This window comes from Actinomadura decatromicini (assembly GCF_008121305.1).
GTDB lineage: Bacteria > Actinomycetota > Actinomycetes > Streptosporangiales > Streptosporangiaceae > Spirillospora > Spirillospora syzygii.
On record NZ_VSRQ01000004.1, the window covers coordinates 45,863 to 61,762 of the forward strand.

The following is a 15,900-nucleotide window of genomic DNA, read 5'->3' on the forward strand; positions in this document are numbered from 1 at the left end:
ACGCCCGGTCAGGAGGAATGATCATGACTGGGACCATGCGCGCACCACGTACCCGGGGCGGTCTGTCCGGGACGCTACTGGTGCTGCTCGGTCTGTGGGGCGGCCTGCTGCCCTTCGTGGGCCCCTACTTCGACTTCGGCTTCGCCCCCGACGACACGTGGGTCTACGACACCGACCGGCTCCAGCTCAGCATCGCGCCCGCCGTGGCCGTCGTGCTCGGCGGGCTGATCGTGCTCGGCGCCGCGAACCGGGCCTTCGCGATGTTCGGCGGCTGGCTCGCCGCGCTCGGCGGCGCCTGGTTCGCCGTCGGGCCGTCCGTCGCCCAGCTGTGGGACGTCGACGGCGTCGGCGCCCCGCTCGGCACCGAGGACGGACGACGGCTCGCCGAACAGCTCTCCGGATTCACCGGACTCGGCGTCGTCGTCGTGTTCCTCGCCGCGCTGGCGCTCGGACGGTTCGCCGTCGTCGGCGCCCGCGAGGCGGACGCCGCGGCCGCGGAAGCTGAGGACGGGAAGTCTGAATCCGGCAAGACGCAGCCGCTCGTGTACGGGCGGTACGCCCGGGAGAACCAGCGGCCCCCCGCCAGCACGACCGGGGCGCCGGGCGACCGGCCCGTCGCCGGAGAGCGAGGCTACGACACCTAGCGGTACCAGCGGTCTAGCGGTGGCGGCGCATGTCGCGGACGGCCTTGGTCGTCTCGTGGCTGCGCCGCTCGTCGTCCAGCCGGACGTCGTCGCGGTCGGTGAACATCGCGACGAAGGCGACGAGCAGGCCGACGCCGCCGATCCACGGCTGCCGCCAGACGAAGCTGAGCACCACGCAGACCGCGGCACCGCAGATGAGCAGCAAGAGCTTCACGTCGCACCCCTCGACCGCACGCGCACCTGACCACCGGATCGACGAGTAATGGAAGACTTACTCGTGTCCGTAGGAAGCATCCTGACATGCCGCGGCCCGCCCGGGAAAGATCCCCGGCGGGCCGTGTGCCGGTCGATCCGGCCGGTCCGCGCGCTCGGCGGCGCCGCTTCTCCGCTACTTCTTCGCCTTGCCGCGCTTCTCGCGGATCTTCATCGTCACGTCCAGCGGGGTGCCGGGGAAGCCGAACTCCTCGCGCAGCCGCCGCTCGATGAACCGCCGGTACCCCTCCTCCAGGAACCCGGTGGTGAACAGCACGAACCGCGGCGGGCGCACGCCCGCCTGCGTCGCGAACAGCACGCGCGGCTGCTTGCCGCCCCGGATCGGATGCGGGTGCGAGCTGACCAGGTCGGCGAAGAACTGGTTGAGCTTGGACGTCGGGACGCGGGTGCCCCACCCGTCTAGCGCCGTCTCGATGGCGGGCACCAGCTTCTCCATGTGCCGCCCGGTCTTCGCCGAGACGTTCACCCGCGGCGCCCAGCGCGCGCTGTGCAGCTGCCGGTCGATCTCGCGGTCGAGGTAGTGGCGGCGCTCCTCGTCCAGCAGGTCCCACTTGTTGTAGGCGATGACCAGGGACCGGCCCGAGTCGATCACCATCGAGATGATCCGCAGGTCCTGCTCGGCGAGCGGCTGGGACGCGTCGACCAGCACCACCGCGACCTCCGCGCGCTCCAGCGCCGACTGGGTGCGCAGCGTCGCGTAGAAGTCGGCGCCCTGGTTCTCCCGGTGCCGCCGCCTGATGCCCGCCGTGTCGATGAACCGCCAGGTCTTCCCGCCGAGCTCGATCAGCTCGTCCACCGGGTCGCGGGTCGTGCCGGCCACCGCGTCGACGACGGCGCGGTTCTCCCCCGCCACCTTGTTCAGCAGGCTCGACTTGCCGACGTTCGGACGTCCGAGCAGCGCGATCCGGCGGGGGCCGCCGACCTCCCCGAACGTCTCCGGCGGGGCCTCGGCGGGCAGCGCCTCCAGCACCGCGTCGAGCAGGTCGCCGCTGCCGCGCCCGTGCAGGGCGCTGACCGGGTGCGGCTCGCCGATGCCGAGCGACCACAGCGTCGCCGCGTCGGCCTCGGTGCCCGCGTTGTCGACCTTGTTCGCGGTCAGCACCACCGGCTTGCCGGACCGGCGCAGGATCTCCACCACGGACTCGTCGACGTCGGTCGCGCCGACCGTCGCGTCGACCACGAACATCACCACGTCGGCGAGGTCGACCGCCAGCCGCGCCTGCTCGGCGATCGCCGCGGCCAGGCCGGACGAGTCCGGCAGCCAGCCGCCGGTGTCGACCACGGTGAACCGCCGTCCGCTCCAGGCGGCGTCGTAGGCGACCCGGTCGCGGGTCACGCCGGGGACGTCCTCGACGACCGCCTCGCGGCGCCCGAGGATCCGGTTCACCAGGGTGGACTTGCCGACGTTCGGACGCCCGACCACCGCCACCACCGGCGCGGGACCCTCGTCGGCGGCGACGCCGGGGTCGGCGTCCACCGTCTCGATCTCGTAATCGCTCACTGTCGTTTCCTCGCGGGGACCGTCAGGCCGCCCGCTCACTCATGCTCTTTGGCGAGGCGGACGACCGCCTCGATGACCTCGGCGAGGCTCAGCTCCGTCGAGTCGATCTCGTGCGCGCCGCCCGCCCGCGTCAGCGGGGACGCCGTCCGGGTCGAGTCGAGCCGGTCGCGGCGGGCCTGCTCGGCCCGCGTGACGGTCACCGACGCGCCCGGGTCGGCCGCGAGGTCCTTCGCGCGGCGCACGGCCCGCGCCTCCTCGCTCGCCGTCAGGAACACCTTGACCGGGGCGTCCGGGACGACGACCGTGCCGATGTCGCGGCCCTCCACCACGATCCCGCCCGCGCCGATGATCTCGCGCTGCAGCTCGACCATCCGGGCCCGCACCGCCGGGACGGAGCTGACCGCGCTGACCGCGTTCGTCACCTCGCGGGTGCGGATGGGGGCGGACACGTCCGTCCCGTCCACCGTGATCGTCGGCGCGTCGGGGTCGGTGCCCGACACGATCACCGGTTCCGCGGCCCGCGCCGCGACGGCCTCGGCGTCCTCGACCGGGACGCCGTGGCCGAGCATCCACCACGTCATGGCGCGGTACATCGCGCCCGTGTCCAGGTAGCGGAGCCCGAGCGCCCGGGCGACGCCCTTGGAGGCGCTGGACTTGCCCGACCCGGACGGTCCGTCCATGGCGATGACGAGCACGATCGGTCCCTCTCTCGTTGGGCGGGCGTCAGCCCAGGCTACCGGTCCCCCGGCACCCCGCGGACCGCCGAAGCGGGCGTGGACCGCCCTAGCCGGGGACGGACCAGCCGCGGGCGCGCAGCTCCGCCGCCAGCCGCTCGGCGGCCTCCGGCACGACCGCGAGCTCCAGTACGCCGAGCGGACGGCCCGGCGAGTGCTCGATCGTCACGTCCTCGATGTTGACGCCCGCGATCCCCGCCGCCTGGAAGATCATCGCAAGCTCGCCGGGACGGTCCGGGATGACGACCTGGACGGTCGCGTACGCGGGCTGGTCGCCGCCGTGCTTGCCGGGGATCCTGGACCGGCCCGCGTTCCCGCGCAGCAGCAGGTCGGCGACGTGCTGGGCGGCCTCGTCGCTGCCGTCGCGCAGCAGCGACGCGGCGACCGCGAGGTCGGTGGCGACGGCCTCCAGCACCTCCGCGACGGGCGCGGAGTTCGCCGACAGGATCCCGATCCACAGCCGGGGGTCGCTCGCCGCGATGCGGGTGACGTCCCGGACGCCCTGCCCGGACAGGCCGAGCGCCACGTCGTCCGCGCCGGTCAGCCGGGCCGCGACGGCGGCGGACACGACGTGCGGGGCGTGCGAGACGAGCGCGACGGCCCGGTCGTGCTCGGCCGCGTCCACCTCGACCGGCATCGCGCCGCACGCCCGCGCGAGGCCGCGGACGGCCGCGACCGTCTCCGGCGCCGCGTCCGGCGTCGCGCACAGCGCCCACGGGCGGCCGAGGAACAGGTCGGCGCGGGCCGCGCTCGGCCCGGACCGCTCGCTGCCCGCGAGCGGATGCCCGGCGACGAACGAGCTCAGGTCGCAGCCGAGGTCGGCGGCCTGCTGGAGCGGCAGCGCCTTCACGCTGGCCACGTCGGTGTAGGCGGTGGCGAGGCCGCGCTTCTGCGCGTCCAGCAGCGTCACCGCAACGGCGGCGGGCGGCACGGCGAGGACCGCGAGGTCTGCGGGCCGGGCGTTCGCGCCGTCCGGCAGCGCGTCGCCCGCGCCGAGTTCGACCGCGAGGCGCAGCGCCGCCGCGTCCCGGTCGGTCAGCAGCACCTCCGCGCCGCGCTCGCGCATGGCGAGGGCGATCGATGTGCCGATCAGGCCCGTGCCGACCACGATGATGCGCTGCGGCGCCGCGTCCCCGTCCACGTCCTCGTCCACGCCGGTCACCCTACTTGCACGATCGTCACTGGGCGATGTCGAGCCGGAGCGCGGTCGCTCCCCGCAGGTAGACGTGCTGGACGTCGCGCCGGGGCCGGTCGGTCTCGATGTGCGCCATCAGCCGGATCACCCGCGGCAGCGCGCCCGGCACGCCGATCTCCGTCGCGCACAGCAGCGGCACCTCGTGGAAGCCGAGCTTGCGGGCGGCGAGCGCCGGGAACTCCGCGGTCAGGTCCGGCGTCACCGTGAAGATCACGCTGATGACGTCGTCGGTGTGCAGCTCGTTGCGGGCCATCACCGCGGCGACGAGCTCCGCCGTCGCCTCCAGGATCTGGTCCCGGTCGTCGGCGTCCACCTGCGTCGCCCCGCGGACCGCGCGTACCGCCACAGCCAGCCCTCCTCGATGTCTCCGTGCCGTGCCTTCGTGCCGTGTCGCCGTGCCGTTCTCCGGCGGCTGCTTCTACAGCCCGACGGCCTTGTACAGCTCGCCGATCTCGCGGACGGTCAGCGCCCGCATCCCGCCCGGGCTCAGGTTGCCCAGCTTGATCGGGCCGAACTCGGTCCGGGCGAGCTGCTGGACGGGGAACCCGACCTCCTTCAGCAGCCGCCGGACAATGTGCTTGCGCCCCTCGTGCAGCGTGATCTCCACCAGGACGCGCTTGCCGACCTGGTCGAACACGCGGAACTTGTCGGCCTTGGCGGGGCCGTCGTCGAGCGTCACGCCCGCCCGGAGCCGCTTGCCGAGGTCGCGCGGGATCGGCCCGTGGATCTCCGCCAGGTACGTCTTCGCCACCCCGAAGGACGGGTGCGTCAGCCGGTGCGACAGCTCCCCGTCGTTGGTGAGGAGGATCAGCCCCTCGGTGTCGGTGTCGAGCCGTCCGACGTGGAACAGCCGCTCTGGCACCTCCACGTAGTCGGCGAGGGACTTGCGGCCCCGCTCGTCCGACATCGTGGACACCACGCCGCGCGGCTTGTTGATCGCGTAGTAGCGGGTCTCCGCGCGGGTCTCGACCCGCTTGCCGTCGACGTGGATGACCGCGCGCTCGGGGTCGACGCGCTCGCCGAAGCGGAACACCCGCTTGCCGTCGACGGTGACGCGGCCCTCGCCGATCAGTTCCTCGCAGTGCCGGCGGCTGCCGATCCCGGCGTCGGCCAGGACCTTCTGCAGCCGCACGCCTTCGTTGTCGCTCACGTGTCCTCAACTATCTCGTCTGGCAGGTCGTCTGGGAGGTAGGGGGCGAGCTCGGGGAGCTCGTCGAGGTCGCGCAGGCCGAGCCGCTCCAGAAAGTACCCGGTGGTGCGGTACAGGTGCGCCTGGGACTCCGGGTCCTGGCCGGCGGTCTCGATGAGGCCGCGCAGCGTCAGGGTGCGGATCACGCCGTCGCTGTTCACGCCGCGGATCGCCGACACGCGGGCCCGGCTCACCGGCTGCCGGTACGCGACGACGGCGAGCGTCTCCAGCGCGGCCTGGGTGAGCCGCGCCTGCTGCCCGTCGGTGACGAACCGCTCCACGACCGGGGCGCACACGTCCCGGGTGTAGAACCGCCAGCCGCCGGCGACCTCTCTGAGGTCGAACCCGCGGCCCTGCTCGGTGTATTCCACGGCCAGCTCGCGCAGCGTCCCCGCGACCTCGCCGCGGGGACGCTCCAGCAGCTGCGCGAGCGTCATCTCGGTGACCGGCTCGTCCACCACCAGCAGGATCGCCTCGATCGAGGCGCGCAGACCCGGAAGCTCCGGAGTCTCCGCTGCGTCCGGAGCCTCCGCCGGGCGCGGGACCTCCGCGGCGTCCGGGGCGGCGGGGGCGTCCGTGGCCTCGGGGGCGGGGTCGTCAGTCATCGTCTCCCTCGTCCTTCTCGGGCTTCTGGGCGGCGGGCTTCTGGGCGGTGTCGGGCTTCTGCGGGGCGTCGGGCTTCTGGGGGGCGCCGTCGTAGTCGTCGCCGACCTCGACGTCGCCGTCGTCGGCGCCGGTCCAGGTGACGTGCAGCTCGGCGAGGGGCTGCTCCTGCTCGAACGTGACGTTCCGGTCGCGGTACAGCTCAAGAAGGGCCAGGAACCGCGCGACGACCTCGTAGGTGCCCTGCGCATCGGACGCGAGGACCCGGAACGTCGTCTGGCGCAGCCGCCGCAGCCGCTCCACCACGATCGACGCCTGCTCCTTGACGCTCGCCTTCGGCTGGTAGATGTGCTCGACGGAGACCGACGGCGGCTCCTTCGGGGTGAGCGCCTTCGCGGCGAGCCGGGCGAACTGGTCCGGGCCGAGGCCGAGCAGCACCTCCGGCAGGACGTTGGCGAACCGCGGCTCCATCGGCACGATCCGGGGGAACCGGCGGCTCGCGTCGGCGATCCGCGCGGCGATCACCCGCGCGACCTCCTTGTAGGCGCGGTACTGCAGCAGCCGCGCGAACAGCAGGTCGCGGGCCTCCAGGAGGGCGAGGTCGTCCTCGTCGTCGACCTCGCCGGACGGCAGCAGCCGCGCCGCCTTCAGGTCGAGCAGGGTCGCGGCGACGAGCAGGAAGTGGCTGGCCTGGTCGAGGTCCCAGTCCTGGCCGTGGGCGTGGATGTGCGCGATGAAGTCGTCGGTGACCTTGTGCAGCGACACCTCGGTGATGTCGAGCTTGTGCTTGGAGATCAGGCCGAGCAGCAGGTCGAACGGGCCTTCGAAGTTGTCCAGGTGGACGCGGAAGCCGTGCTCGTCGCCGGCCTTCTCCTCGGTTCCCCGCTCGGAGTCGGGCGGCGTCTCGTCCACGTCGCTCACGGTAGCGGAGGACGGCTCCCGCGCTGTGCTCACCGGCCACATCGTCCCACGCGGCGCGGCGTGCTCGCACCACGGCCACGGTCGGTGACGGGTCGCCGGTCCGGGGGCGTGGGGGGCGTCCCCCGCAAGGGACACGTATGGGTCAGCGGCCTGTCATGCGGTGGACGACGCCCTCCACGTACGCGCGGGTGAACCGCTCCGACGGCCCGTTGATCTCCACCTCGCCGCCGGTGATCGGCTGGAGCACCTGCGCGGGCTCGGACACGAGCGCCCCGCCGACGAGCATCGCCATCCGCCCGGAGGGCAGCTGGGCGGTGCTGGCCTGCGCGGCCTTGCCGGTGAGGGCGGCGAAGCCGGACGCGTCGCGGGACGTCAGCGTCATACCGAGGCCCCAGGCCAGGCGGCCGGTCGCCGGGTCCGGCGGGACGGCCCGCACCTCGTCCAGGCGGTGGACGGTCAGCGCGTCCGCGCCGAGGGTGAAGCAGGCGGAGCCGCCGGGCGCGGGCAGCGCGCCGTTCTGGCAGGGCGGGCGGCTCTCCGCCGCGACGAGCCGGAACGTCAGCGGCTCGCGCAGGTCGACGGGGCCTGACGACGACGCCGCCGAGGCGCCGTGGCCGCCGTCCCGCAGCAGCCAGGCCGCCAGCCCGCCGATGGCGACGAGCACGGCGACGACCGCCGCGATCAGCACGAACACGAGCGGCCCGGCGCCGCCGCCGCGCGGCGGCGGTGCGGCGGGCGGCGGCGGGAAGGGCGGCGGCGGAGGCCCGTACGGGGTCTCGGGGGGACGGCTCACCGCGGCCTTACTCCATCTCGGCCCACCTGACGAGCACCTCCCGCGCGAGGCTGCGGTAGGCGTTCGCGCCCATCGAGTTGGGGTCGAAGAACGTGATCGGCTCGCCGGCGACGGTCGCGTCCGGGAACCGCACCGTGCGGTTGATGACGGTGTGGAACACCTTCTCGCCGAACGCCTCGACGATGCGTCCGAGGACCTCGCGGGTGTGCAGCGTGCGCGAGTCGTACATGGTGCCGAGGACGCCGTCGATGACGAGGTCCGGGTTGATCCGGCCCTGCACCTTCTCGATGGTCTCCATCAGCAGCGCGACGCCGCGCATCGCGAAGTACTCGCACTCCAGCGGGATCAGCACGCCCTCGGCGGCGGCCAGCGCGTTGATCGTGAGCAGGCCGAGCGACGGCTGGCAGTCGATCAGGATGTAGTCGTAGTGCGCGACGGCCGACTTCAGCGCGCTCTGCAGGATGTACTCGCGTCCGACCTCGTGGACGAGCTGGACCTCCGCGCCGGACAGGTCGATGTTGCTCGGCAGCAGGTCCATCCCGTCGACACCGGTCTCGATGACGATGTCCTCCCACTCGGTGTCGCGTTCGAGCAGCAGGTTGTGGATCGTCAGGTCGAGCTGGCGCGGGTCGCCCTTGCCGAGGCCCACCGACAGGGCGCCCTGCGGGTCGAAGTCGACGAGCAGGACGCGGCGGCCGCACTCGGCGAGCGCGGCGCCCAGGTTGATCGTCGTGGTGGTCTTGCCGACGCCGCCCTTCTGGTTGCAGACGGCCACGATCCGTGCGGGCCCGTGCTCGGCCAGCGGCTCCGGCTCCGGAAACTCCGGAACGGGACGCTGAGTAGGCCCGAGGGCGCGGCTCGGGTCGGTCTCTATGGTGGCGGAGGAAAGAACCCCTCCTCCACCGTTAGTGCTGGTCACCAGATCCCTCCCCGGCGGCCCGGAAATGCCATCCAGAACGGGGACTCTAGGGCCGTCCCTTCCATGGCTCAAGCCGACGCGCGCCGATCGTAGCGATTTGTCAGCCCCCGCGGGCGGGTCCTGTCAGGTTCGGTCAACCCCGCGGCGGCGGGCCGGTCAGCTCCGCGCGCGGGGATGGGACGTCGCGTACACCTCGCGCAGCAACTGCACGGTGACCAGCGTGTACACCTGCGTCGTGGTCACCGACGCGTGCCCGAGCAGCTCCTGCACGACGCGGACGTCGGCGCCGCCGTCCAGCAGGTGCGTCGCGAACGAGTGCCGCAGCGTGTGCGGGGACACCTCGGAGAGCCGCGCGCGGTCGGCGGCGGCGCGCAGCACCATCCACGCGCCCTGCCGCGACAGCCGCCCGCCGCGCGCGTTCAGGAACAGGGCGGGGCCGCCGCGCCCGGCGGCGGCGAGTTCGGGACGGGCCCGCACCAGGTAGGCGTCCACGGCCTCGCGGGCGTAGTCGCCGATCGGCACGACCCTGGCCTTGCCGCCCTTCCCGGCGACGCGGGCGAACCCGTCGCGCAGGTCGAGGTCGTCGACGTCCAGGCCGACGGCCTCGGAGATCCGCGCGCCCGACCCGTACAAGAGTTCGAGCAGCGCCCGGTCGCGCAGGGCGCGGGCGGCGCCGGGCCCGTCGCCGGACGGCGCCGCGGCGGCGAGCAGGCGCTCGACCTCGTCCAGGGAGATCGCCTTCGGCAGGCGGCGCGGCGGCGTCGGCGGCTTGACGTCGTGCGCGGGGTCGGCGGGCGCGTGGCCCTCGCGGAGCGCGAACCGGTGCAGCCCGCGGACGGCGACCAGCGCCCGCGCCGCCGACCCGGCCGACAGCGGCGGATGGTCGTCGTCGCCCTCCCGCAGGCCGACGAGGAACGCGCGGACGTCGTCCTCGGTGATGTCGGCGACCGCCGCGCGGCCCCGGCCGTCCTGGACCTCGACGTAGCGGCGCAGGTCGCGGTGGTAGGAGCTGAGCGTGTTGGCGGCGAGGCCCCGTTCGACGGCGAGGTGCCCCAGGTAGGCGCGGACCACGGAGGCGAGCGCGGAACCGGCGGCGGCGCCCGGCGGCGCGGCGGTCCGGGGGGTCGGGGACAGTGCGGCACCTCTTCCGGCGGCGGTCGGGCCTCCGGCCGGGCGGCGGCCCCGGCCGGTGCGGACCCGCCCATCATGCCCCCTCCCGCCGGGGAGGGGGACATCATCCGCGCCGCCCCGGCGCGTCGGGGCGGTCAGTCCTCGGGGGCGTCCACCGGGCGCAGGTCGGCGAAGCCGGAGTCGCGGGCCGCGCGCACGGCGAGGACGCCCACGCAGGCGATCATGTTGTGCACCTCGCCCGCCAGGACCTTGCGGACCGCGTCGTCCAGCGGCACCCACACGACCGGCATGTCGGCCTCCTCGTGGACGCGCTCGAAGTCGATCTCGTCGGCGGGCACCTCGGTGAGGCCGCGGGCGAGGAAGATCCGGACGCGCTCGTCGGCCATCCCCGGCGAGGGGTACACGTCGACGAGGGTGTCCCAGCGCTCGGCGCGGTACCCGGCCTCCTCCAGCAGCTCCCGCTCGGCGAGCTTGTGGAGCGGCTCGCCGGACACGTCCCGCAGCCCGGCGGGCGGCTCCCACAGCAGCCGCGACACCGGGTGCCGGTACTGCCGCAGCAGCAGGACGCGGTCGCGGTCGTCGAGGGCGAGGACGCCGACCGAGCCGATGTGCTGGATCACGTCCCGGGCGACGAGCTCGGTGCCGTCGCCGCGCGGCATCTCGACCCGGTCGGTGCGGACGCCGAACACCCGCCCCTCGTACACGGTGGTGCGCTCCGCGACCGGCCACCGCTCCGGGCGGTCGCGGACGTCGTCCGGCGTCATGACGCGGTCACGTTCCCGGCGTCGGCGCCGCCCGCGCGGGCGGCGGCGTAGTCGAGCGCGGCGGAGACGAGCCCGGTGAACAGCGGGTGCGGGCGCGTCGGCCGGGACCGGAACTCCGGGTGCGCCTGCGTCCCGACGAAGAACGGGTGCTGGTCGACGGGCAGCTCGACGTACTCGACCAGCCGTCCGTCCGGGGACAGGCCGGAGAACCGCAGGCCCGCCTGCTCCAGCCGGTCGCGGTAGGCGTTGTTGACCTCGTACCGGTGCCGGTGCCGCTCGGACACCTTCGCCTCCCCGTACAGCCCCCGGACGACCGAGCCGTCGGCCAGGTCGGCGGGGTAGAGGCCGAGGCGCATCGTGCCGCCCATGTCCCGCTCCCCGGCGACGACGTCGACCTGGTCGGCCATCGTCGCGATCACGGGGTCGGCGGCGGTCGCGTCGAACTCGGCGCTGTCGGCGCCGTCGAGCCCGCCGAGCGTCCGCGCCGCCTCGATGACCATGCACTGGAGGCCGAGGCAGATGCCGAGCAGCGGCAGCCGGTTCTGCCGGGCGTGCCGGACCGCGCCGACCTTCCCCTCGATGCCGCGGACGCCGAACCCGCCGGGGATCAGCACGCCGTCGACGCCGTCCAGCTCCCGCTTGGCGCCCTCCGGCGACTCGCAGTCGTCGGACTTCACCCAGCGGATGTGGACCTTGGCGTCGTTGCCGAACCCGCCGTGCCGCAGCGCCTCCGTCACCGACAGGTAGGCGTCGGGCAGGTCGATGTACTTGCCGACCAGCGCGATCGTGACCTCGCGCGCCGGCTTGTGGACGCGGCGGAGCAGCTCGTCCCAGGCGCCCCAGTCGACGTCGCGGAACGGCAGGCCGAGGCGGCGCACGACGTAGGCGTCCAGGCCCTCGGAGTGCAGCACCTTCGGGATGTCGTAGATGCTCGCGGCGTCGACCGCCGAGACGACGGCCTCGCGGTCGACGTCGCACATCAGGCTGATCTTGTGCTTGAGCCCGTCGGTGATCGGCCGGTCGGACCGGCACACGATCGCGTCGGGCTGGATGCCGATGGAGCGCAGCGCGGCGACCGAGTGCTGCGTCGGCTTCGTCTTCAGCTCCCCGGACGGGACGATGTACGGCAGCAGCGACACGTGCAGGAAGAAGCAGTTGTCGCGGCCGATCTCGTGCCGGATCTGGCGGACCGACTCCAGGAACGGGAGCGACTCGATGTCGCCGACCGTCCCGCCGACCTCGGTGATGACGACGTCGACCTCGGTGTCGTCCGCCATGCCGCGGATGCGGTCCTTGATCTCGTTGGTGATGTGCGGGATGACCTGCACGGTGTCGCCGAGGTACTCGCCGCGCCGCTCCTTGGCGATCACGTTGGAGTACACCTGGCCGGTCGTGACGTTCGCCGACCCGTGCAGCTCGGTGTCGAGGAAACGCTCGTAGTGCCCGATGTCCAGGTCGGTCTCGGCGCCGTCGTCGGTGACGAACACCTCGCCGTGCTGGAACGGGTTCATCGTCCCGGGGTCGACGTTCAGGTAGGGGTCGAGCTTCTGCATGGTGACCCGGAGGCCGCGGAGGGTGAGAAGCCGTCCCAGGCTCGACGCCGTCAGCCCCTTGCCGAGGCTGGACGCGACACCGCCGGTGACGAACAGATGCTTGGTAGGACGTGGTCTACCAGTGGCTGCCGAAGGCAAGAAGGCACTCCCGTGGTCGTTGCGAGGCGGACGAGGCTCACTGTCCACGGGCCACCAGGATAACAGCCGTGACCACCGGTTCGTTTACCGAGCGTCCCCCACCAGGGCCCCTACCGCCGGAGACGCGCGCCGCCCGGCGGTAGAGGGCCCTTTACGGCCCGAAGGAGGAGGGCAGCGCGTTCGACCCCGCGGGCATGATCGTGCGGAGTTGGCGCGTCAGCTCGTCGATCAGCGAGCGGGCCTGGTCGGCCGCGTTGCGGGCGGCGTCGCGCTCCTGGGACAGCTCGGCTATCTGCGCGCGCTGCTCGGTGACGGCCTGCGCCAGCTGGTCGACCCACTGGTCGCGCTCGGCGAGCTTCTCGGCGACGGCGTCGCGCTCGGCGGCCATCTGCCGCATCGCGGCGACGGTCTTGTCGCGTTCGCGGCCCGCCTGGTCGGCGCGGCCGCGGGCCAGGGTCAGCTCCGACTCGGCGCGCGCCTGGGCCTGGACGGCCGCCTCCCGCGCCCGCTCGGCCGCCTCCCGGGCCTTGGCGTTGCCGTCGCGCTCGCGCTCGGCCTTCTTCGCCGCCTCCAGCGCCTGCGACGCGGTGCCGAGGGACTGGTCGCGCTCCGCCTCGGCGGTCTCGGTGCGCTTGGCGGCGTCCTGGGCGCGGCGCTCGGCGTCCTGCGCGCGCCTGTCGGCGTCCTGGGCACGCCGGTCGGCGTCCTGGGCGCGGCGCTCGTTCTCCTGCGCGCGGCGCTCGGAGACCTCGGCGCGGCGGCGGGACTCGTCGGCCTCCTTGCCCGCCGCGACCACGGCGTGCTGGAGGTTCTGCGCGGTCATCTCGGCGTCGGTGACCTTGGCGCGCAGCGCGGACAGCTCGGCGTGCGCGGCCTCCAGGCCCCGGGACAGCTCCGCGGCCTGCTCGGCGACCCGGTCGCGCTCGGCCTCGGCGGACCGGCGGCCGGCGACGGCGTCCTCGACGGCGCGCAGGGCGTCGTCGCGGGCCTCGCTCATCGCGTCCCGCTGCTGGATCGCCTGCCGGACGGTCGCCTCCGCCTCGGCGACGCGCCGCTCGGCCGCCTCGACCTGGGCCTGGATCTGCTCGACCTGCGCGCGCGCCTGGTCGGCCTGGGCCCGCGCCTGGTCGGCCTGGACGCGGCCCTGCTGGGCCTGGTTCCACGCGGCGGCGGCGTCGCGCTGCGCGTTCTCCTTCTCGGTCTGGAGGGCGGCGATCTGGGCGACCGCCTCCTTCTGGACCTCGGCGGCGCGGCGGTCGGCGTCGGCGAACTGCCGCTCGGCCTCGACCGCGCGGCGCTCGGCCTGCTCGGCCTGGCCGCGGGCGCGCTGCACCTCGGCCCACGCGGCGGCGGCGTCGCGCTGCGCCGACTCCTTCTCCTGCTGGACGGCCGCGACCTGCGAGGCGGCCTCGTTCTGCGCCTCGCCGACGCGCCGCTCGGCCTCGACGACCCGGCGCTCGGCCTGCTCGGCCTGGCCGCGGGCGCGCTGCACCTCGCCCCAGGCGGCGGCGGCGTCGCGCTGCGCCGACTCCTTCTCCTGCTGGACGGCCGCGACCTGCGCCGCGACCTCGCTCTGCGCCTCGTTGACCTTGCGCTCGCCGGCGGCGAGGGCGTCGCCGATGAGGTCGGCCATCTGGCGGAGGCGCTCGACGATGTCCCACGGCTGGGCCTCGCCCTGCTCCAGCTCCGGCCGGGTGGACTGGGCCGGCTGACCGGGTTGACCCGGTTGCCCGTGCTGGCCCGGCTTGGCCATCTGGATCGGCAGCTGCGCCGCGGGCACCGGGGACTCGGGGGCGCGGCCCGGGTCGCGTCCCATGGCGGGCCAGGGCGCCGCGCCGTCGGGGACGCCGCGGGCGCCCGATCCGTTCAGCTCGCTCACTGCTCTGCCCGCCTCACGGCCCGGCGCCGCGCGGGCGGCACGGCTCCGCTCATCGCGGTCGCCCCGTCCATCGTCCGACGCGTCGCCCGACGGCTCGTCATCTCGCTCACGTGTCTCCTCGCCCGGCGGCGCCCGGCCGCCTCCGCGGGGGTCGGTGTGCTCGTCCCGTTCGCTCCGCCACCGGCCCGGGGCCTCGTCGCTTCGCTCACGAAGGCACTCTAGCCCCGACCAGCGGAGCGTTTGCCCAGTTTGGGGTTTGCCCTCTCTCCCCCGGCGCGGTATCGCCGCACGCAGACCGCCTGTTCAGGACACGGACCGCGGTCGGGACGGTGCCGCGGGTCACATCCCGCGCGCGCCCCGGACGGGTGCGACAATCGCGCCCCATGGAGCTTCGCACCCTGTATCCGCCGATCGAGCCGTACGACTCCGGGCTGCTCGACGTCGGCGACGGCGACCGGATCTACTGGGAGGTCTGCGGAAACCCCGACGGGAAGCCCGCGGTGATGCTGCACGGCGGGCCCGGCGCCGGATGCGCCCCGGCGCACCGGCGGCAGTTCGACCCCGAGGCGTACCGGATCGTCCTGTTCGACCAGCGCAACTGCGGGCGGAGCCTGCCGCACGCGAAGGACCCGGAGGTGTCGCTCGAGGCGAACACCACCTGGAACCTGGTCGGCGACATCGAGCGCCTGCGCGAGCACCTCGGCATCGAGCGGTGGCTGGTGTTCGGCGGGAGCTGGGGCAGCGCGCTGTCGCTGGCCTACGCGCAGACCCATCCGGAGCGGGTGACCGAGCTGGTGCTGCGGGGCATCTTCACGCTGCGCCCGTTCGAGCTGTACTGGTTCTACCAGGAGGGCGCGTCGCTACTGTTCCCTGACCTCTGGGAGAAGTACATCGAGCCGATCCCGGAGGACGAGCGCGAGGACCTCATCTCCGCGTTCCACGAGCGGCTGGAGTCGCCCGACCGGGACGTGCGGGTCGCCGCGGCCAAGGCGTGGGCGACGTGGGAGGGGTCGACGATCACGCTGCGGCCCGACCAGGAGCTCGCGGACGACTTCGGCGAGCCCGACTACGCGGTGGCGTTCGCCCGCATCGAGAACCACTACTTCGTCAACGAGGGGTTCTTCGAGGAGGAGCAGCTGATCCGGGACGTGGACCGGATCCGGCACATCCCGGCGGTGATCATCCAGGGCCGCTACGACGTCTGCACCCCGGTCGCGACGGCCTGGGACCTGCACCGCGCGTGGCCGGAGGCCGACTTCCACATCGTGGACGACGCGGGCCACGCCTACAGCGAGCCGGGCATCCTGCACCGGCTGATCGAGGCGACCGACCGGTTCGCCGGAAAGCCCTGACCCGTAATCCGACCGCGGTCGGACGCCGCGCCCGCACGGCTTTGGAGCGGTGTTGAATCGGATGCGTCGCAAGGCGGGCAACGGTCGCGCCGGAATCGGCCCGGGGTGCGGCTCGGCGCCGCGCCCCGGCCGGCCGGGGCGCCGGCCGAAACGCCGCGGTTCTTACCTCTCGGCAAGGCAAACCTTGCCTTGCCGTTACCGGTCCTGCCCCTTGACCGACAGTGGTTCCACCCCCTCAGGACCCACGTCGACGCCTTGCCCCACACGCGCCCCAGCACGCCCGCGAACGGACGACCTCGCGCGACGCGACG

At 73.9% G+C, this 15,900-nt stretch carries 16 protein-coding genes; 2 read left to right on the top strand and 14 right to left on the bottom strand.

All coding sequences use genetic code 11. From position 1 onward, the window contains the following. Positions 1-23 precede the first annotated feature (23 nt). The gene (locus tag FXF68_RS18665; RefSeq protein ID WP_148760975.1) at positions 24-644 is read left to right on the top strand and encodes a hypothetical protein; all 621 of its coding nucleotides are present in this window, start codon (positions 24-26) and stop codon (positions 642-644) included. Positions 645-657: 13 nt separating this feature from the next. Here FXF68_RS18665 and FXF68_RS18670 read toward each other — a convergent pair whose 3' ends face one another. The 14 genes from FXF68_RS18670 to FXF68_RS18735 form a co-directional block, all read right to left on the bottom strand. Next, on the bottom strand, positions 658-858 hold the full coding sequence (locus FXF68_RS18670; RefSeq protein ID WP_148760977.1) for a hypothetical protein: 201 nt from the start codon (positions 856-858) through the stop codon (positions 658-660). A gap of 174 nt (positions 859-1,032) precedes the next feature. After that, a complete protein-coding gene (gene der, locus FXF68_RS18675; RefSeq protein WP_148760979.1) occupies positions 1,033-2,418 on the bottom strand; it encodes a ribosome biogenesis GTPase Der in 1,386 nt (461 codons plus the stop codon). A gap of 35 nt (positions 2,419-2,453) precedes the next feature. Next, complete coding sequence (gene cmk / locus FXF68_RS18680) at positions 2,454-3,116, bottom strand: (d)CMP kinase (protein WP_148760981.1); 663 nt, start codon at positions 3,114-3,116, stop codon at positions 2,454-2,456. Between the two features lie 85 nt (positions 3,117-3,201). Continuing rightward, positions 3,202-4,305, bottom strand: coding sequence for a prephenate dehydrogenase (locus FXF68_RS18685; RefSeq protein ID WP_281292220.1), 1,104 nt, complete (start codon positions 4,303-4,305; stop codon positions 3,202-3,204). A gap of 25 nt (positions 4,306-4,330) precedes the next feature. After that, positions 4,331-4,693: a chorismate mutase gene (gene aroH, locus FXF68_RS18690; RefSeq protein ID WP_148760983.1), complete on the bottom strand. Its 363-nt coding sequence runs from the start codon at positions 4,691-4,693 to the stop codon at positions 4,331-4,333. 72 nt (positions 4,694-4,765) lie between these two features. After that, positions 4,766-5,497, bottom strand: coding sequence for a pseudouridine synthase (locus tag FXF68_RS18695; RefSeq protein ID WP_148760985.1), 732 nt, complete (start codon positions 5,495-5,497; stop codon positions 4,766-4,768). Then, on the bottom strand, positions 5,494-6,141 hold the full coding sequence (scpB, locus tag FXF68_RS18700; RefSeq protein WP_148760987.1) for an SMC-Scp complex subunit ScpB: 648 nt from the start codon (positions 6,139-6,141) through the stop codon (positions 5,494-5,496). The genes FXF68_RS18695 and scpB overlap by 4 nt, the downstream gene beginning before the upstream one ends. Continuing rightward, complete coding sequence (locus FXF68_RS18705) at positions 6,134-7,051, bottom strand: segregation and condensation protein A (protein WP_246178795.1); 918 nt, start codon at positions 7,049-7,051, stop codon at positions 6,134-6,136. The genes scpB and FXF68_RS18705 overlap by 8 nt, the downstream gene beginning before the upstream one ends. Before the next feature lie 151 nt (positions 7,052-7,202). After that, complete coding sequence (locus FXF68_RS18710) at positions 7,203-7,853, bottom strand: hypothetical protein (protein WP_148760991.1); 651 nt, start codon at positions 7,851-7,853, stop codon at positions 7,203-7,205. Positions 7,854-7,860: 7 nt separating this feature from the next. Continuing rightward, the gene (locus FXF68_RS18715) at positions 7,861-8,727 is read right to left on the bottom strand and encodes a ParA family protein (RefSeq protein WP_148762308.1); all 867 of its coding nucleotides are present in this window, start codon (positions 8,725-8,727) and stop codon (positions 7,861-7,863) included. Positions 8,728-8,928: 201 nt separating this feature from the next. After that, on the bottom strand, positions 8,929-9,843 hold the full coding sequence (locus tag FXF68_RS18720) for a site-specific tyrosine recombinase XerD (protein ID WP_246178796.1): 915 nt from the start codon (positions 9,841-9,843) through the stop codon (positions 8,929-8,931). A 194-nt stretch (positions 9,844-10,037) separates the two neighbouring features. After that, a complete protein-coding gene (locus FXF68_RS18725) occupies positions 10,038-10,667 on the bottom strand; it encodes an NUDIX domain-containing protein (protein WP_148760993.1) in 630 nt (209 codons plus the stop codon). After that, positions 10,664-12,358, bottom strand: a complete 1,695-nt coding sequence (locus FXF68_RS18730; protein WP_148353302.1) for a CTP synthase — start codon at positions 12,356-12,358, stop codon at positions 10,664-10,666. Before FXF68_RS18730 ends, FXF68_RS18725 begins: the two co-directional genes overlap by 4 nt. A gap of 151 nt (positions 12,359-12,509) precedes the next feature. Then, on the bottom strand, positions 12,510-14,237 hold the full coding sequence (locus tag FXF68_RS18735; protein ID WP_148760995.1) for a coiled-coil domain-containing protein: 1,728 nt from the start codon (positions 14,235-14,237) through the stop codon (positions 12,510-12,512). 383 nt (positions 14,238-14,620) lie between these two features. On the opposite strand from FXF68_RS18735, the gene pip reads away from it, so the two are divergent. Next, positions 14,621-15,589, top strand: a complete 969-nt coding sequence (gene pip / locus FXF68_RS18740) for a prolyl aminopeptidase (RefSeq protein ID WP_148760997.1) — start codon at positions 14,621-14,623, stop codon at positions 15,587-15,589. Positions 15,590-15,900: the final 311 nt, after the last annotated feature.

Bases quoted from the DNA above. Each gene is read 5' to 3' on its own strand.
- FXF68_RS18665 (WP_148760975.1), top strand. From the start codon at position 24: ATGACTGGGACCATGCGCGCACCACGTACCCGGGGCGGTCTGTCCGGG.
- scpB (WP_148760987.1), bottom strand. From the start codon at position 6,141: ATGACTGACGACCCCGCCCCCGAGGCCACGGACGCCCCCGCCGCCCCG.
- FXF68_RS18725 (WP_148760993.1), bottom strand. From the start codon at position 10,667: ATGACGCCGGACGACGTCCGCGACCGCCCGGAGCGGTGGCCGGTCGCG.
- pip (WP_148760997.1), top strand. From the start codon at position 14,621: ATGGAGCTTCGCACCCTGTATCCGCCGATCGAGCCGTACGACTCCGGG.